Consider the following 17147-nt stretch of genomic DNA (forward strand, 5'->3'; position numbering starts at 1 on the left):
AAAGGAGAGAAGCGCATATGAGCGAACGCACCGCCAACCGGATCTTCGATATCGTCAATATTACGTTCGTTACGCTGTTCGTCGTGTTCTGCCTGGCGCCGTTTATGCACACGATCGCCGTCTCGCTCAGCTCCAACCGGGCGATCATGTCCGGCGAAGTCACGCTGTTTCCGATCGAGATCAACTGGGACGCGTATATTCAGGTGTTTTCCAACAATTCCATGCTGCATTCGCTGGGCTTCACCGTCATCTTGACGGTCGCCACGACGCTGCTCTGCATGCTGTTCACGGTCGCCGCGGCGTATCCGCTGACCAAACCGCATCTCAAAGGGCGCAAATTTTTTCTGTACCTGATTATCGTGACCATGTTTTTCAGCGGCGGCATTATTCCGGAGTATCTGCTGATCCGCGATCTGCATATGATCAACACGGTCTGGTCGCTGATCCTGCCGGGACTGGTCAGTCCGTTCAACCTGATTATCCTGATTTCTTTTTTCAAAAATATCCCGCCGAGCCTGGAAGAATCCGCGGAGATCGACGGCAGCTCGCATTTCCATACGCTGATGCGCATCGTGCTGCCGCTGTCCATGCCGGTTATGGCGACGCTGGCGCTGTTCTATGCGGTAGGTCGCTGGAACGGTTTCCAGGATTCGCTGATGTATATCACCAATCCGGAACTGTATCCGCTCCAGCTCAAGCTGTTCCAGATGGTGCAGAACAACATGGTCACCGAGCTGACGCAGATGGAAGGCGCGAACCGGACCCCGCTGACGCCGGAAAGCCTGAAAGCGGCCACCGTCATTTTCGCGACCGTGCCGATTCTGTGCGTATATCCGTGGCTGCAAAAATACTTCGTCAGCGGCGTGATGCTGGGCGCGGTGAAAGGCTAAAGCGGAAGCGGCGCAAAAAGGAGGGCGGCATATGCAAAACAAAGGCGAGTATTCGTTCTCGACCTGCTGGAATATCAAGCGCCATACGGATGGACGAGCGATGCTGGAAGAGATTCGCGGACTCGGCTTCCGCCGGGTGGAGCTGAACTACAATGTAACGCATGAGATGCTGACGACGATCGAGCCGATGATCGAGCGCGGGGAGATCGGCGTGTCGAGCGTGCACAATACGTTCCCGCATACGCCGGACCCGGATTACGGGACCGATTCGGTGCTGCTCGGCTTCGAGGACGAAGACAAGCGGCGCAGGGCGGTCGAACTGCTGGTGGAATCGGCGCGGTACGCGCACCGCTTCGGCGGCGAAGCGGTCGTCGTGCATCCGGGCGAAGTGCCGTTCCCGGTCAACATCGGCAAAGAACTGGAGATTCTCTACAACGGCGAAGGCCGCGATTCGGACGCGTACCGGCGCAAATGGGCGGAGCTGACCGAGCGGCGGGAACAATTGGCAGGCGGCTATGTGCGTACGATTATCCGCAGCCTGGACGAAGCGTGCGGCCGCGCCGAATCGCTGGGGCTGAATATCCGTTTCGGCATCGAAACGCGGTCCCGGCCGAACCAGATCCCGACGCTGGCCGAAGCGCGGACGATTATCCGCGAGCTGGAAGGCGCGCCGGTCGGCATCTGGTACGATACCGGCCACGCGATCATGATGGATCGGTTGGGGTTGTACGACAGTGTGGCGGAAATGGACGGGCTGACGGATCATATCGTCGGCGCGCATATTCACGAAACGATCGGGCTGTCGGATCACTGGTGTCCGTACGTGCACAGCGGGGATATGGAGTTCTACGACGCTTACCTGCCGATGATCGGGCGGGCGGGCGTGAAAGTGTACGAGCTGAAAGCGGCTTGTCTGCCGGAAGAGATCGAGAACAGTCATTCGCTGCTGACCGCCAAGCTGCGTGAGCGGCGCGGCAAAGAAGCGGGCGAAAACGAATCGGCGCAAACCAACGGGAAATCCGAAGGAGCCGGGAAAGGAGGACTGCATGACGGGACGCGGTAAAAGCGAACCGCCGGAACGCGGGCGCGCGGCGGCAGCGGAACGGAAGGAAGGACAAAGCGGGATGTACGCGCGTTTGACGGCGCGGGGAGACGAATTGACGCGCTCCGGGCTGGAGCGGCAGGTGCTGGAGCCGGCAAGCCCCTATTACGGGGGCACGATCGATCCCGCCACGGGCATCGCCTGGGTCAACCATACGACCGGCACGCCGACCGATATGTGCAACTGGGGCGCGGCGCTGGTCAATCCGGATTCCGCGTATTACCGCGACGAGGAATTGGCGCGGCGCCTGGAGCTGGCGGCGCGGTTCGTGCTGCGGTTCCAGCACGCCGACGGCTCGATCTCGCCGGGCTGGACCAACGATCACTCGCCGCCGGACACGGCGTTCGTGGTCGTCGGCTATGCGCAGCTGTATCGGCTGCTGGAGAAGGCGGATTGGGAGCCGCTGCTGCCGGCGCTCGAAGGAATGCGGCTGTTCCTGGAGCGGACGCTGCCGGTCCTCCTGACGGGCGGCTGCCACACGCCGAACCACCGCTGGGTGCTGTGCGCCGCGCTCGGCTTCCTGCACGAGCTGCTCGGCAGCGAAGCGGCGGCGCGGCGGGCCGGGGAGTGGCTGGCCGAAGGCATGGACATGACGCCCGACGGCGAATGGACCGAGCGCAGCAACGGCATCTACAGCGCCGTCAGCGATATCATGCTGATCCACGCGGCGCGGCTGCTGGACCGCCCGGAGCTGCTGGAGCCGGTGCGGCTCAATCTGCGCATGATGGTTTATCTCGTGCATCCGTCGGGCGAGATCGTAACGGATTATTCGGGCCGCCAGGATCTGGGCCGGTTCCACGATCTGTCGCCTTATTATCTGCCGTATGCCGTGCTGGCCCGGCTGGACGGCGATCCGCTGTTCGCCGGCATGGCGGAGCTTGCCGCCGGCGTCCTGGACGGACCGGGCGCCTGCTCGGTCCATGCGCTGACGGCGCTGCTGCTGGAGCCGGAGCTGCGGCGGGACTTCGAAGCGGCTGAAGCGCCGCCGGAGCGGTACGAGAAGATCTTGAACGGCGAGTTTGGGCGCGGCGGCTATTTGCAGGGCATGGAAGCGGCCGGGCATCGCGGCGTCATCTTCCACAGCCGGCTGCACACGGATTTCGGCGCGCCGGTCGCGCGTATCCGGGACGGCGGAACCAGCGTCACGCTGATGACGGAGACGCCTTCGTTCTTCGCGCTGCGCCACGGCGCGGTCCGGCTGCTGGGCGTGCAGCTGGCTTCTGTTTTCGAGCCCGGCTGGGTGCCGATGCAGGAGCTGAGCCGGACCGCCGAAGGGTACGAACTTGCCGGCGAGCAGCGCAAAGGGTATTACGGCCCGATTCCGGCCGATCGGCTGCCGCCTTCGGCCGATTCGCCGGTCAGCCCGTGGTATCTGCTGCCGCATCATAGCCGGCCGCTGACGCACGAGCAGTCGTTCGCCGTCCGCGCGCAGGCGCGGCAGACCCCGCAGGGCTGGACCCTGCGCGTGCGCAGCGGCGGACCGCAGCAGCTGATGGCGCAGCTTGCGCTGGTATTCGGCGCCGAAGGAAAGATCGCTTCGGGCGAGCTGGTGAAAACCGGCGAAGGCCGCCGGCTGTGGAGCGGAGGAACGCTCCGCTACGAATGCGGAGCAGACTGGATCGAACTGACCGGCGGCGAGCTGGGCCATCTGGCGCCGTCGGTGCGCGAAGCCGCCCTGCCGGGCGGCTGCCAGGCGGTGCTGATTAATTTCATGACGCCTTTCGACAAGACGATCGAGATCCGGCTGTCGCGTGCATGAATTATCGGCCGGCTCCGGTTCCGGTCCGCCAGCCGGGTTCGGTTGGTTGTTGGAATCAGCGACGAGTCCATGCAATAACAAGAAACGTACAGCCAGCATTCAGCGCATTTCATTTCTTTCTGAGCCGCACTGAAAATGCGCACATCCGGTCAGTATTTTAGGCGAAAAAAGAAGTTCGGGGGCAGAATGTTGACTTTTGGAACACATTTGATGGACAATTCTTCGTTTTCATCGATTTTTTGACCCGAATGCGCATATAAAGTCAACATTTTGGGTTGTGTCCCGGATTTTCTCGATAATTGCTGCTCTAAAGTCAACATTTCTTTGTTCATCAAGGAATCGTTCCGGAGATTTTGCGCGGCTTGATCGCTATCAAGCTTCGTGTCGGCGCGCGCTAATCTTTCCGATCCTGCTGTAATTTCAATCAGGCCGCTTTCTCCCGTACGCAAAAACCTGTCGGTTCTGCGTCGGGACGGAAGCGGCTTTTTTGGCTTCATCCGGTTCCGAGATCGCCCGCCGCGCGCTGCGGGAAGCGGGTAGATCCGCGAATTCGACGAACGAATCGAAAGAAAGTCCACCTTTCCAAAACATACGGTCTTCTGCCGGGCGAACCTTCGCTCTTATAATGGAGATGACCCAGAGACAGGAAAGGAGCAGCGAGATGAATATATTGATTGTGGACGACGAGCCGAGGCATCGGCGGGGCATGATGAATCTGATCCTGTCGCTTCGGCCCGGCGACCGGGTGGAAGCCGCCGGCGACGGGCAGGCGGCGCTCGATATGATCCGAAGCGGGCGGCCCGATCTGGTGCTGACGGATATCCGCATGCCGAATATGGACGGGCTCGAATTCCTCAGGCAGCTGGAAAGCGAAAGCCGCCCGCCCAAAGTCGTAATGGTATCCGCTTACAATTTGTTCGATTACGCGCAGCAGGCGCTGCGCCACGGAGCCAGCGATTATCTGCTCAAGCCGGTGGACGACGGCAAGCTCGAAGCGATGCTGAATCGGATCGAAGAAGGATTGAAGCTCGAAGACAAGCGGCGCGCCGAGTCGGAGGAACTGGAGCAGCGCCTGGAACGGATGCGCTTCGCCGCGGCGGGCGAGAGCGGACCGGCGCCGGACGGCGTTTCGCCGATATCCGCAGGCGGCGAATCGGAATCCGCTTCCGCGTCGGAACTCCAAGCGCGCCCCGAAGTATCGGCGTCCGAACCGCCGGCCGCGGACGGAGACGCGGCGGCGCAGGCTCGGGAATGCCTGGACTGGATCGAAGAACATCTGCGCGAGGAGCTGACGCTGGAGCGGGCGGCCGAACGGTTCTTTTTCAATCCGTCGTATTTCAGCACCTGGATCAAACAGCAGACGGGACGTACGTTCACGCAGCATCTGACCGAAGCCCGGATGCGCAGGGCGCGCGAGCTGCTGGGCGAGAACAAACGGATCTACGAAGCGGCCGCCGCCTGCGGCTACCCGGACACCAAATATTTCTGCCGGGTATTCAAGAAGCGGCACGGCGTGTCCCCGGCCGTGTACAAACATCGTTCCGCCCGGAAGAAGGCGGCCGAATGAGAAGATCGTTCCGCTTCCGGCTGCTGGCCAGCTACGTGCTGCTGACCGCGGTCCCGCTGCTTGCGCTCGGCATGCTGTTCTACCAGGCCAGCCTGCGGGTCGTCACCGGCCAGGCGCAGGACAATGTCTACGAGATCGTGCGCAAGAACAATCAGCTGATGGATACGCAGCTGCGGATCGTCGACCAGAACAGCATGGCGCTGTTTACCGACAAAGAGCTGTTTACCCTGTTCAACGAGCTCGATCCGTCCAATCAGGCGGACCTGCTTGCGGCGGACCGGCAGGTGTCCGAAGTGCTGCGCAATTATTTCGCCTGGATCGGCGATGTGTACACGTATCAGCTGTGGACGTCGTATTTCACGTTCGGCCAGCAGCTTCCCCAGGGCGATCCGACGGAATCGACCGTTTACCGTGCGGCGGTGCGCGCGGGCGGCAAGCTGGTCTGGTATCCGACCTACGACTTCGCCGACGTATTCGGGCAGCCGGATTTCGCCCAGGACAATATCAATTTCCGCTACCTGTTCTCGGCGACCCGGGTACTCGATTTTTCTTATTTGAGCAATTCCCTGCTGCGCCGGCTGGACGAAGACGTCGAGCGGCCGGTGCTTGCGATCAGCTTCAAGTTCGAAGCGCTGAACGCCCTGTTCTCGGGCAGCCTGCCGGACCGCTCCCGCTATCTGGTGCTGGACGAACACAACCGCGTGGTCGCAAGCGGCGACCGGACGCTGATCGCCGCCGTATACGACGAGCCGTGGGTGGAACCGCTCCAATTGGCCGGAACCGGCAAAACGCGCATGACGCTCGGCGGCGAGCGGGTCATCGTCTGCTTCGACCGCTCGCAGGTAACGGGCTGGCTGTCGGTCGTCATCACGCCAGAATCGGCCCTGATCGGCGGACTGCTGCCGGTGATCCGCATGTCGACGCTGCTGCTTGCGATCGTGATGATCGCCGCCGCGCTGGCGCTGGCTTACTTTATCTCCGGCCGGATTACCAAGCCGGTCAAGCGCCTGACCGCCGCGATGCGTTCGGTCGGGGAAGGGGATTTCGATACCCGGCTGCCGGTCGGACCCGGCGACGAGCTGGGGCAGTTGATGCTGCATTTCAACCGGATGAACGACCGGATCGGCTCGCTCGTCACCGAGGTGTACGAGACCCGGCTCAAAGAACAGGAAGCGGAGATCGAAGCGCTCAACCGGCAGATGAACCCGCATTTTCTCTATAACACGCTGAATGTCATGAATTGGATGGCGCTCGAAGGCGACCAGCGGGAACTGAGCCGGATGCTCGTCTGTCTGTCCAATATGCTGCACTACACGTCCCGCCGAGAATGGAGAGCCGTGTCGCTGAGCGAGGAAGTGGAGTGGATGAACAGCTACTTCTATATTATGCAGGCGAGGTTCGAAGACAAATTCACGGTGCAGTACGATTTCGTTCCGGAACTGTACGCATGCGAGCTGCCCAGGCTGATCTTTCAGCCGTTTGTGGAGAACGCCATCCTGCACGGATTCGAAGGCATGGAGTCCGGCGGACGGATCGTGATCGGCGGCAGGATCGAGAGCGGGATGCGGATTTACGAGATCGAAGACAACGGCAGGGGAATGGACGCGGCGTCGGTCGACAGCATTGTAAACGGGGAAGGCGCTTCGGTCGGCATCCGCAATACGAGGGCCAGAATATCGATGCAGTACGGGGAACGGGCGTCGGTCGAGATTGTATCGGAGCCCGGCAAAGGGACCCGAATCGCGATCAGGCTGCCTGTGTAATTCCAAATATAGTCCACCTATCCAATTCATTTCGGGTTATGTAAGCGTTATCATCAAGCTTATAATAAATGCAATCATAGACTGCAGCTATGAAATCAACGGCAAGTCGAAGGGAGACCGCAAGATGGAGGGGTCGAAAAAAAGAGTGCCCGCGCTGATCTGGATTCTGGTTCTGGTCGCGGCGCTGCTGTCCGCGTGCACAAAGTCCGATACCCAGTTCGGCGGTACGTCGAACGATTCGTCGTCCGGCAAGTCGGGCGGCGAAAGCGGCGACAAAATTACGCTGCGCCTGACCGTATGGGGCGCTCCGGAAGAAGTCGCGCCGTACAAGATCGCGATCGAGAAATTCGAAACGGAGCATCCCAATATCAAAGTGGAGCTTCAGCATATCGCCGCGGATTACGATACGAAGCTGACGACGATGGTCGCCGGCAACGATGTGCCGGACGTCGCGATGATGGAATCGGCCAGTATCGCCTACCCGCTCGCCGAGCAGGGCAAATTCTACAATTTGCAGGATTTCCTCGCGACCGATACGGAGATCAACGACGAGAGCCTGGTGCCGAATATCACGTACTCGCTCGAACCGGGCAACGTGATCGGCATCGCGCCGGGACCGGAAATGTTCGCGCTGTTCTACAACGAAGAAGCGTTCCGCGAAGCGGGCGTGGAGCCGCCGCCGGCGAAAGCGTCCGAAGCCTGGACCTGGGACGAATTCGTCGAGGTCGCCAAGAAGCTGACGCTGGATTCCAAAGGCCGCACGGCGGACGATCCGGAATTCGATCCGAAGAATATCAAGCAGTACGGCATCAATATGCCGACCTGGTGGGGCAGCTACAGCAACTTTATCTACTCCAACGGCGGGGACTTTATTTCCGAGGACGGCAAGACGTTCGCGCTGAACCGGCCGGAAGCGGTCGAAGCGCTGCAAAAGCTGGCCGATCTGGTCAACGTGCATCACGTCGCGCCTTCGCCGGTGCAGGCCAAAAATATCCCTTCGACAAACGTGGCGCTGCAAACGAAAAAAGTGGCGATGGCCGTCGACGGCCAGTGGGCGAGCGCCGCTCTGGCCAAATCGAACTTCGACTTCAACGTAGGCGTGCTGCCCGTGATGAAAAAGCCGCAAACGACCGTCGTCTGCGCCATGTTCTCCATGTTCAAGTCGACCGAGCATCCCGAAGAAGCGTGGGAACTGGTCAAAGCGCTGATCGCGCCGGAATCGTCGATCGACCTGCTGCAGGCGGGCACCTGGATGCCGGCGATGAGAGACTGGTATACCGATCCGCAGCTGCTGGACCGCTGGACGGCCAACCAGAAGTCGCGCCCGTCCGGTTATCGGGACGCCGTGGTCGATGTGCTGCTGAACGACGGTCACCAGACGCCGACCGGCTATGTCAAGAACTTCAATAAGATTATGGATATCGTCAACCCGGCGATGGACAAAGTCTGGCTGGGCGAGCAGTCGGCGCAGGAAGCGCTGGACGGCATCGCCGCCAAAGCGCAGGCCCAGGTGCAGGGACGCCGCAGCGCTGCGGAATAAGCGGCGATCCGCCGATCTTTTTGCAGCGTGCGATAGCCGGACAGAAACCGTGCGGCGGCGCGGACGGCGCTTGAGAGGCGGGGCTTTTTCCTTTCGGAAACGCCGCTTCTCCGCGCGGCCGAGCGCCGCCTTTTAACGCGCCCGGATTCGGAAGCAGGAGGGAAATCATGAGAAAAAGTTTATTTCACGGACTGCTGTTTACCTCGCCCGCGATCCTCGGCTTTCTTATTTTTACGCTCGGTCCGATGATCGCAAGTCTGGTACTCAGCTTTACCGATTACTCCGTGTTCAAAGAACAAACCGTGTTTATCGGCATCGACAATTACGTGCGCATGTTCTCGGGCGCGGACGATTACTTTTACCCGTCGCTTGCGGCGACGTTCTACTTCGTCGCGCTGCGGGTGCCGGCCGTGATCGTGCTGTCGTTCCTGATCGCGCTGCTGCTGAATATGAATATTAAAGGCCGCGCTTTTTTCCGGACCGTCGTGTATCTGCCCAGTATCGTTCCGGCCGTCGCGTCGGCGATGATCTGGATGTGGCTGCTCAACCCCGACCTCGGCCTTGTCAACTCGATCCTGAATACGTTCGGGCTGCCGGGCAGCAATTGGCTGTACGGGGAGAATACCGTCGTGCCGTCCGTTGTGCTCACCTCGCTGTGGGGCATTGGGGGGACGGTCATTATTTTCCTCGCCGGATTGTCGGGCATCCCGCGCCAGTATTACGAAGCGATCGACGTCGACGGGGGAGGCTGGCTGAGCAAGCTGCGCCATATCACGATCCCGCTGGTGTCGCCGACGATTTTTTTCAACGCGATCATGACGATTATCGGTTCGATCCAGGTGTTCAACGAAGCGTACATCCTGACCCAGGGCGGACCGAACAACAAAAGTTTGTTTTACGTATTCTATCTGTGGAGAACGGGCTTCCGGGACGCGGAAATGGGCTACGCTTCAGCGCTGGCCTGGGTGCTGTTCATCGTTATTTTGTTCTTCACGTTTATCGTGTTCCGCACGTCCAATTCCTGGGTGCATTATGAAGGGGAGGGCCGTTCATGAGACATTCGAAAGCTTCGCTGATCGCCGGCTATATTTTGCTTGCGATCGTCACGGTGCTGTTTATCGGTCCTTTTCTATGGCTGATTCGCAGCTCGCTGATGGATTTGTCCCAGATCTTCACCATGCCGCCGGAGTGGATCCCGAAGCCGTTTCACTGGGATAATTTCCATCGCGCGCTGACCGTGCTGCCGTTCGGCACTTACTTTGCCAACACGCTGATTATCACCGTATCCGTTATTATCGGCACGGTGCTCAGCAGCAGCGTGGCCGCGTTCGGCTTCGCGCGGGTCGAATGGTGCGGCCGTAACTTCGTGTTCGCGATCCTGATGTCCAGCCTGATGCTGCCGACGGCCGTCACGCTGATCCCGAGCTTCCTCGGCTGGCGGGCGCTGGGCTTCTACGATACGTTTTATCCGCTGATCGTGCCCGCTTACTTCGGCGGAGGCATCTTCAATATCTTCCTGCTGCGGCAGTTCTACCTGACCATTCCGCGCGACTTCGACGAAGCGGCGTTTGTGGACGGGGCGTCGTATTTTCAGATTTACCGCTCGATCATTTTCCCTCTCAGCCGCTCGGCGATTATCGTTGTCGCGCTGTTCTGCTTCCTGGCGGCCTGGAACGACTTTATGGGCCCGCTGATTTATTTGAAAAGCGACAGTTTGTTCACGCTGGCGCTCGGTTTGCAGATGTTCCAGGGCACCTATACGGCCCAGTGGGATCTGCTGATGGCGGCTTCCGCCACCGTCGTGCTGCCGTGCGTCGCCGTTTTTTTGCTCGGACAAAAATATTTTCTGGAAGGAATTACGCTGACGGGGTTGAAAGGTTAAAAGGGTCGAAAGAAGCATGAAGGAGCGATGGCGATGACCGAAGCGGGAGAAAGCGCGGAAACGATAGACCGGAAGGGCGGGAACCGGGAGCCGAAACGCTGGAGCGGCGTGCCGTTTACGAGCGTGGAGATCCGAAGCGCTTTCTGGCGGCCGCGGCTGGAGAACGTGATGGAAGTGACGGTGCCGGTCTGCCTGGACCAGTGCGAGAAAACGGGCCGGATCGACAATTTTTCCAAAGCCGCGGGCCGGATGCCGGGAGCGTTCGAAGGCATGTACTACAACGATTCCGACGTGTACAAAGTGATCGAAGGCGCGGCTTACACGCTGATGCTTCGTCGGGACGAGGCGCTCGAAGCCCGGCTGGACGCCATCATCGGCGAAATCTGCGGGGCGCAGGAAAGCGACGGGTATTTGAGCACGTATTTTACCCTCCAGGCGCCGGAACTGAAATGGACCGATATGGAAAAGCACGAAATGTACAACGGCGGCCATCTGATCGAAGCGGCGGTGGCGTACTTCGAAGCGACCGGCAAAAAGCGGCTGCTGGACGCCGCGTGCCGGCTGGCCGACCATTACGGCGACGTCTTCGGTCCGGGCAAGCGGCACTGGGCGGAAGGCCACGAAGAAATCGAGCTGGCGCTGGTGAAGCTGCACGGGGCGACCGGCGAGGAGCGGTACTGGAAGCTTGCGCTGTGGCTGCTGGAAGAACGCGGGCACGGCCACGGCCGGGGCGAGATCTGGGATAAGCCCGACTGGGGGCCGGCGTACTGCCAGGACGACGTGCCGGTGCGCGAGATTGAAAAAGTAACCGGACACGCCGTGCGCGCCATGTATCTGTATACGGCGATGGCCGACGCGGCGCGGGTAAGCGGCGAAGCCGATTACGTCGGCGCGCTGGAACGGGTCTGGCATCATACGACGGAGCGCAATATGTACCTGACCGGCGGCATCGGCCCGTCGGTGCACAACGAAGGCTTTACGCACGATTACGATCTGCCAAGCGAGAGCGCTTACTGCGAGACGTGCGCGGCGATCGCAATGGCGTTCTGGAATCACCGCATGAATCTGCTGCTCGGCGAAGGGCGGTATGCCGATCTGGTCGAAACGGAGATGTACAACGGCGCGCTGTCGGGCATTTCGCTGAGCGGCGACCGGTTCTTCTACGTCAATCCGCTGGCTTCCAAAGGCGATCATCACCGGGTGGAGTGGTTCCACACGTCCTGCTGTCCGACCAACCTGGTCCGCTTCCTGCCGGCTGTCGGCCAGTATGCGTACGCGCGGACCGAAGACGGAATCGCGGTCAACCAGTATATCGGCGGAACCGCGGAGCTGGAGATCGGCGGCGGCAAAAAGGTTTCGGTGACGCAGACGACGAACTATCCGTGGGACGGCGTCGTGGAGCTGACGGTCGCGCCGGGCAATCGGGACGAAACGACTCGGCAAGACGGCCGGACAGAAAAGTTCTCGCTGCGGCTGAGGCTGCCGGGCTGGTGCCGGAGCTATAAGCTGTACATCGGGGACCGTCAGGTGCCGGCGCTGCCGGAGAACGGCTATCTGGTGCTGGACCGCGCCTGGTCGGCCGGCGAGACGGTCCGGCTGGAGCTGGATATGCCGGTGGAGATCGTGCGCGCGCGGCCCGAGGCGGAAGAGAACCGGGGCCGGATTGCGCTGCGGCGGGGCCCGATTGTATATACGCTGGAGCAAACCGACAACCCGGGCCTCGATTACGACGGCTTCGAGATTTCGCCGGACGCCCCTGTGCAGACCGAGTTTGCGGCGGATCTGCTCGGCGGGGTGAACGTGCTGACGATCGGTCGCGGCGGCGGACGTTCGTACCGGCTGATTCCGTATTATGCGTGGGACAACCGCGAGCCTGGCTGGATGCAGGTCTGGACGCGCGAAGAGCCGAGCAGGGGACTGTATTACTTTTAAAAGGCCGTTCGTATGATATCGGATCGGCCGGTTAACCAAAGGGGGAGCGGCAATGGCAGAGCGGCAAATCGGGAACGTGAGGGCGGCGCGGGCGGATAATCCGCTTGCGGCGGGCTGGTACGCGGACCCGGAAGCGCGGATATTCGAAGGCAGCTACTGGATTTATCCCACGTATTCCGCGCCTTACGACGAGCAGACCTACTTCGACGCGTTCTGGTCGGAAGACCTGACAACGTGGAACAAAGTCGAGCGCATTCTGGATATCGAGCGGATCTCGTGGGCCAAAAGAGCGCTGTGGGCGCCTTCGTCGATCGAGCGCGGCGGCAAATATTATTTGTACTTCTGCGCCAACGATATTCAAAGCGACGACGAATACGGCGGGATCGGCGTAGCGGTGGCGGACCGGCCGGAAGGGCCGTTTCGCGACGCGCTCGACCGGCCGCTGATCGAACGTTTCCACCATGGCGCCCAGCCGATCGATCCGCATGTGTTTATCGACGACGACGGGCAGGCTTATTTGTATTACGGCGGCTGGCAGCACTGCAACGTCGTCAAATTAAGCGACGATATGCTCGGCCTGGGGACGTTCGACGACGGGACGACGTACAAAGAAATCACGCCGGACCGTTATGTGGAAGGCCCCTGCATGATCAAGCGCGGCGGCGAGTATTACTTTATGTGGGCGGAAGGCGGCTGGGGCGGCCCGGACTACTCCGTGGCCTACGCCCGCTCCGATTCGCCGCTCGGACCGTTCGAGCGGGTCGGCAAGATTCTCCGGCAGGACCCGGACGTCGCGACCGGCGCCGGCCATCACGGCGTGTTCGTGCCGGAGCAGGAAGACGGCGACTGGTGGATCGTCTACCATCGCCGCCCGCTGACCGAGACCGACGCGAATCACCGCGCGCTGTGCATGGACAAGATGAAGTTCGGCGCAGGCGGCGAGATCCTGCCGGTGAAGATGACCTGAGCGGGGGAAGCGGATACGCGGCGTGCAGAAAGATAAAAGCAAAACGCCGGGGTATAAGCCTCGGCGTCAAGCTGTCGAGAAAGCCGTTTATGGTTCTAAACGGAAAATAGCGGCACAGGTACACTTATTTGGGGCGAAATCCTTCGATTTCTCCAAATAGCGACGCAGGTGCAGCTATTCGGGGACCAAAGGCCGAATTGAAGTGTAAAAGTTCGAAATAGATGTATGAGTGCAGTTATTTGCTCGAAAACGTAAGATAAAGCCGGAATAAGGGCCTATACGCAGCTATTTGGATTCTTCTTGCCGCTGGCTTTATTTCTCTAACCCTTTCCCGACCTTTCCTTCCAATCGAACCCGCCTAAATTAGGTTTACGTCCAATCGTTTCTCGACAATCCGACGCCGGGGCATAAGCCTCGGCGTTTTTTTGCGCTTTTTTGCTGTTTCCGGCTTTCCGCAGCGCCGCCGGCGTTTAGGCCCGTGCCGGACCCGCCGGGGCAAACAGCAGCCGGCCGTCCGCCTCCGTCCGCCGGACGATAACGCCCCGCGCTTCCAGCTCGCGCAGATGCGCCGACGTTTCCCCGACGGCGAAACGCAGACTTTCCGCATCCGACACTTTCGGAAACAGCCGTCCGCATATCCCGTAAGGCGCGGCCGTTCCCGCTCCGGCTTTTGCCAGAACGGTAACGGCTTCTTCCGCTTCGGCCAGCCGTTCTTCGTGATGGGATCTTACCGACTCGATCAGGCGCGAATCGAGCTTGAACGCCGAACCGTGGCCGGGCAGCACCGTGTCGATCTTCCGCCGCTTCAACTGCTCCAGCGTATCGAAATATTCCCGCAGCGGATTGCGCTCCTCGTCGTAGCTGAACGACACGTTCGGCGTAATTTTTTGCAGCAGCAGATCGCCTCCGATCAGCAATCCTTCTTCTTCGTCCAGCAGGCCGACGCTTCCTTCGGCATGTCCGCTTCCGGTTACGACCGTGTACGTTCGGCCGCCGAGCGGAAGGCTGCGCATTGGCGCTCCGGATTCCGCGCCGCCGATGTCGATGCGTTCTCCCGTCACATCCGCCGTCTGCTCCAGCAGCCGCTCGTCGAACGAAGCGGCTGCCCGCGCCAATTCCGCCGGCATGCCGGCGCGAAGATAGAAATTCAGGCTGCGGCCGATCTGGCCGCGGCTGAAATGCCGCTCGGCCAGACGGAAAGTGACGTTCGAGGCGTAAACGGGCGCGCCGGACAGCCGCTGCAGCTCGCCCGCGAAGCCGTAATGGTCGGGATGAAAATGCGTGACGAAGATGCGCCGGATATCCGCAAAAGTCAGACCCAGCCCGGCCAGCGCCGATTCCCACAGCGGCCGGGTAGTATCGATCAGCAGGCCGGGATCGACCGCGCTCCAGCCCGAATCGTCCCGTATCAAATAAGCGTTGACGTGGTTCAGCCGGAACGGAAGAGGCAGACGCAGCCGGTAGATCCGTTCCGTAACAGGTTCCGCAGCTCTGGGCATAAAGGTTCTCCAATCCGGTAAGACCAAGTTTAGAGAGAACTATAGAACAAGACGAAAAGGACTGTCAAGACCGCTTTTCAGAAAAAAATTATCTTTTTCAAACTCATTGACAAACAATTCCGATGAATTTACAATGATTAAAATGTTTCGTCACGAAACAAAAAAGGAGTGTGAACGATTATGCCTGTAAGCTTGACCCGGGCGGAGATCGAACCGGTATTGACCGGCTCCGCTTTCCATCAATTTCTCGGCATCGGCCTCGATGAGTTGACCGAAGAAACGCTGACGGTGCGCCTGCCCTACAACGAACTGTTTTATACGTCGGCGGACGGCTATATTCACGGCGGCATCCTGTCCACCCTGATCGATATCGCCGGATATTTCGCGGTGTTCCGCTTTCTGGACCGGCCGGTGCCGACGCTCGATCTGCGCATCGACTATTTAAGACCCGGACGGGCTGGCGACCTGCTGGCAGCCGCCAAAGTCGTCAAGCTGGGCCGGACCGTCAGTATCGCGGATATTACGGTGACGGATACGGAAGGCCGGCAGATCGCCGCCGGAAGAGGCGTTTTCCACTCCGCGGAGGTGCGGGCATGAGTACATACAACTTTGCCGAGCTTGTGTATACGGCCGCTTCCCGGGATGCGTCGAAGATCGCGATCGTGACCGCGCAGGACTGGGAGATCACCTACGGCGAACTGTCCAAACGGGTAAGCCGGGCGGGCCGTTTGTTTACTGCGCTCGGCATACAGCCGGGAGACCGGGTTTCGCTGCTGTTCGTCAACGACTTCCGCTTTCTGGAGATCTGCTTCGGCTTGATCGCGATCGGCGCGGTGCCGGTGCCGATGAACTCCAAGCTCGGAGCGGAAACGCTGTCTTATATTTACGAAGACAGCGGCAGCCGGATTCTGGTGTACCACGCGGCGATGACGGACAAGGCGGACGAGGTCCGGCGTCGGGTTCCCGGCGCAACGGGTCTGCTGTGCCTGGAGAACGACGGTCTCGACGGTTCCGAAGCTCAGCCTGCGCAGGCGGCCGGGGAACGGGAGGACGCCGCGCGGATTTACGATCTGCTGCTGCGCGAACAGCCGGACGAGCTTGAACTGTATCCGACCGGCGAACGCGATTTGTGCCTGCTGCCCTATACGTCGGGATCGACGGGGCGGCCCAAAGGCTGCCGGCTGACGCACGGCGGGCAGCTGTGGAACGTTTCGGCGGTCGTCGAAGCGCGCGATATACGGCCGGAGCACCGGATCGTGATCTCGCTGCCGCTGTATCATAAGAACGCCATGATGTCGATGAAAGGCGTGTTCCGCTCCGGTTCGTCCGCCGTTATCCTGGACGCGCCCGATCCGGAACGGATTCTGTCGGCGATCGAACGGCGGCGCTGCACGTATATCTCCGGCGTTCCGGCGCTTTACCGCATGCTGGTCACGCATTTGAAGCAGTCCAGGCGCGCTTACGATTTGAGCTCGCTGCAGTACGCCGTCTGCGGTTCGTCCGACGCTCCGCCGGAGCTGCTGGAAGATATTCGCACCTGGCTCGGAGCGGACGTATACGAAGGGTACGGCCTGACCGAAGGCGGTCCCGTCGTGCTGGAATCGCGCAAAGGGCTGCACAAGACGGGTTCGGCCGGCATTCCGCTGAGCGGCGGAGAGATCCGGATCGTCGGCGAAGACGAACGCGATCTGCCGTCCGGCGAAGTGGGCGAGCTGTGGGTGCGCAATCCGGGCGTCGCGGACGGATACTGGAATCTGCCCGACGTCACGCGCCGCAAGATCACGGGCGACGGCTGGCTCAAGACCGGCGACGCCGCCCGGCAGGACGAAGAAGGCTTTGTGTATATCGTTGGGCGCCAGGACGATATGATCAACGTCGGCGGCGAGAACGTGTATCCCAAGGAAGTCGAGAATATTCTGCTCAAGCATCCTTTGATCGACGACGTGTGCGTGCTGCCGGTCGACCATGCGCTCAAAGGCCAGGTGCCGGTGGCGTTCGTCGTAACCGGCGGCGAACTGGACAAGGAAGAGATCAAGCGGTTTTTTATCGAACGGGGACCGGCTTATGCGCATCCTCGGGAGATCCTTTACCGGGATTCGCTTCCGCTGACCGGACCGGGCAAAGTGGACCGGACGGAGATGAAGCGGATTCTGGCCCAATTGACGGCGGAAAACCAAACCGGGCATTGACGGACGATTGCGGCGCGCCTCGGCGCGGCGGCTATCGTCGCAAACCATTCATAGAGG

14 protein-coding genes are annotated in these 17147 nt (G+C 60.6%); 12 read left to right on the forward strand and 2 right to left on the reverse strand.

Annotated elements, in window-relative coordinates:
• The first annotated feature begins 17 nt into the window (after positions 1 to 17).
• The 3 genes from QWJ34_RS05760 to QWJ34_RS05770 all read left to right on the forward strand — a co-directional run bounded on the left by QWJ34_RS05760 (position 18) and on the right by QWJ34_RS05770 (position 3751).
• Positions 18 to 890, forward strand: a complete 873-nt coding sequence (locus QWJ34_RS05760; protein ID WP_302726112.1) for a carbohydrate ABC transporter permease — start codon at positions 18 to 20, stop codon at positions 888 to 890.
• 31 nt (positions 891 to 921) lie between these two features.
• Complete coding sequence (locus tag QWJ34_RS05765; protein WP_302726113.1) at positions 922 to 1953, forward strand: sugar phosphate isomerase/epimerase family protein; 1032 nt, start codon at positions 922 to 924, stop codon at positions 1951 to 1953.
• A gap of 61 nt (positions 1954 to 2014) precedes the next feature.
• Positions 2015 to 3751 (forward strand): hypothetical protein, encoded by a 1737-nt coding sequence (locus QWJ34_RS05770; protein ID WP_302726707.1) that lies wholly within the window; start codon positions 2015 to 2017, stop codon positions 3749 to 3751.
• 149 nt (positions 3752 to 3900) lie between these two features.
• Here the strand turns inward: QWJ34_RS05770 and QWJ34_RS05775 are convergent, their stop codons facing one another.
• Positions 3901 to 4248: a hypothetical protein gene (locus QWJ34_RS05775; protein ID WP_302726114.1), complete on the reverse strand. Its 348-nt coding sequence runs from the start codon at positions 4246 to 4248 to the stop codon at positions 3901 to 3903.
• Between the two features lie 164 nt (positions 4249 to 4412).
• Between QWJ34_RS05775 and QWJ34_RS05780 the strand changes: the two genes are divergently transcribed.
• From QWJ34_RS05780 to QWJ34_RS05810, 7 genes are all read left to right on the forward strand, one after another.
• Complete coding sequence (locus tag QWJ34_RS05780; protein WP_302726115.1) at positions 4413 to 5318, forward strand: response regulator; 906 nt, start codon at positions 4413 to 4415, stop codon at positions 5316 to 5318.
• A complete protein-coding gene (locus QWJ34_RS05785) occupies positions 5315 to 7081 on the forward strand; it encodes a sensor histidine kinase (protein WP_302726116.1) in 1767 nt (588 codons plus the stop codon). The genes QWJ34_RS05780 and QWJ34_RS05785 overlap by 4 nt, the downstream gene beginning before the upstream one ends.
• A 124-nt stretch (positions 7082 to 7205) precedes the next feature.
• On the forward strand, positions 7206 to 8621 hold the full coding sequence (locus tag QWJ34_RS05790) for an ABC transporter substrate-binding protein (RefSeq protein ID WP_302726117.1): 1416 nt from the start codon (positions 7206 to 7208) through the stop codon (positions 8619 to 8621).
• A gap of 167 nt (positions 8622 to 8788) precedes the next feature.
• A complete protein-coding gene (locus QWJ34_RS05795; RefSeq protein WP_302726118.1) occupies positions 8789 to 9676 on the forward strand; it encodes a carbohydrate ABC transporter permease in 888 nt (295 codons plus the stop codon).
• The gene (locus QWJ34_RS05800; RefSeq protein WP_302726119.1) at positions 9673 to 10503 is read left to right on the forward strand and encodes a carbohydrate ABC transporter permease; all 831 of its coding nucleotides are present in this window, start codon (positions 9673 to 9675) and stop codon (positions 10501 to 10503) included. Before QWJ34_RS05795 ends, QWJ34_RS05800 begins: the two co-directional genes overlap by 4 nt.
• Positions 10504 to 10536: 33 nt before the next feature.
• Positions 10537 to 12435: a glycoside hydrolase family 127 protein gene (locus QWJ34_RS05805; RefSeq protein ID WP_302726120.1), complete on the forward strand. Its 1899-nt coding sequence runs from the start codon at positions 10537 to 10539 to the stop codon at positions 12433 to 12435.
• 52 nt (positions 12436 to 12487) lie between these two features.
• Complete coding sequence (locus QWJ34_RS05810; protein WP_302726121.1) at positions 12488 to 13402, forward strand: glycoside hydrolase family 43 protein; 915 nt, start codon at positions 12488 to 12490, stop codon at positions 13400 to 13402.
• A 470-nt stretch (positions 13403 to 13872) separates the two neighbouring features.
• Here the strand turns inward: QWJ34_RS05810 and QWJ34_RS05815 are convergent, their stop codons facing one another.
• Positions 13873 to 14901, reverse strand: a complete 1029-nt coding sequence (locus tag QWJ34_RS05815) for an MBL fold metallo-hydrolase (protein ID WP_302726122.1) — start codon at positions 14899 to 14901, stop codon at positions 13873 to 13875.
• A gap of 180 nt (positions 14902 to 15081) precedes the next feature.
• Here QWJ34_RS05815 and QWJ34_RS05820 point away from each other — a divergent pair, with 180 nt between their 5' ends.
• Together QWJ34_RS05820 and QWJ34_RS05825 are read left to right on the forward strand one after the other, a co-directional pair.
• Complete coding sequence (locus QWJ34_RS05820; protein ID WP_302726123.1) at positions 15082 to 15498, forward strand: PaaI family thioesterase; 417 nt, start codon at positions 15082 to 15084, stop codon at positions 15496 to 15498.
• Positions 15495 to 17090, forward strand: a complete 1596-nt coding sequence (locus QWJ34_RS05825; protein ID WP_302726124.1) for a class I adenylate-forming enzyme family protein — start codon at positions 15495 to 15497, stop codon at positions 17088 to 17090. The genes QWJ34_RS05820 and QWJ34_RS05825 overlap by 4 nt, the downstream gene beginning before the upstream one ends.
• The last annotated feature ends 57 nt before the right edge of the window (positions 17091 to 17147 follow it).

It is taken from the genome of Saccharibacillus sp. CPCC 101409 (assembly GCF_030518235.1).
GTDB lineage: Bacteria > Bacillota > Bacilli > Paenibacillales > Paenibacillaceae > Saccharibacillus.

Excerpts from the sequence above, each read along its gene's own strand:
- QWJ34_RS05810 (WP_302726121.1), top strand. The coding sequence starts at position 12,488 with ATGGCAGAGCGGCAAATCGGGAACGTGAGGGCGGCGCGGGCGGATAAT.
- QWJ34_RS05790 (WP_302726117.1), top strand. The coding sequence starts at position 7,206 with ATGGAGGGGTCGAAAAAAAGAGTGCCCGCGCTGATCTGGATTCTGGTT.
- QWJ34_RS05795 (WP_302726118.1), top strand. The coding sequence starts at position 8,789 with ATGAGAAAAAGTTTATTTCACGGACTGCTGTTTACCTCGCCCGCGATC.
- QWJ34_RS05805 (WP_302726120.1), top strand. The coding sequence starts at position 10,537 with ATGACCGAAGCGGGAGAAAGCGCGGAAACGATAGACCGGAAGGGCGGG.
- QWJ34_RS05820 (WP_302726123.1), top strand. The coding sequence starts at position 15,082 with ATGCCTGTAAGCTTGACCCGGGCGGAGATCGAACCGGTATTGACCGGC.
- QWJ34_RS05800 (WP_302726119.1), top strand. The coding sequence starts at position 9,673 with ATGAGACATTCGAAAGCTTCGCTGATCGCCGGCTATATTTTGCTTGCG.
- QWJ34_RS05785 (WP_302726116.1), top strand. The coding sequence starts at position 5,315 with ATGAGAAGATCGTTCCGCTTCCGGCTGCTGGCCAGCTACGTGCTGCTG.
- QWJ34_RS05770 (WP_302726707.1), top strand. The coding sequence starts at position 2,015 with ATGTACGCGCGTTTGACGGCGCGGGGAGACGAATTGACGCGCTCCGGG.
- QWJ34_RS05765 (WP_302726113.1), top strand. The coding sequence starts at position 922 with ATGCAAAACAAAGGCGAGTATTCGTTCTCGACCTGCTGGAATATCAAG.
- QWJ34_RS05775 (WP_302726114.1), bottom strand. The coding sequence starts at position 4,248 with ATGAAGCCAAAAAAGCCGCTTCCGTCCCGACGCAGAACCGACAGGTTT.
- QWJ34_RS05780 (WP_302726115.1), top strand. The coding sequence starts at position 4,413 with ATGAATATATTGATTGTGGACGACGAGCCGAGGCATCGGCGGGGCATG.
- QWJ34_RS05815 (WP_302726122.1), bottom strand. The coding sequence starts at position 14,901 with ATGCCCAGAGCTGCGGAACCTGTTACGGAACGGATCTACCGGCTGCGT.
- QWJ34_RS05760 (WP_302726112.1), top strand. The coding sequence starts at position 18 with ATGAGCGAACGCACCGCCAACCGGATCTTCGATATCGTCAATATTACG.
- QWJ34_RS05825 (WP_302726124.1), top strand. The coding sequence starts at position 15,495 with ATGAGTACATACAACTTTGCCGAGCTTGTGTATACGGCCGCTTCCCGG.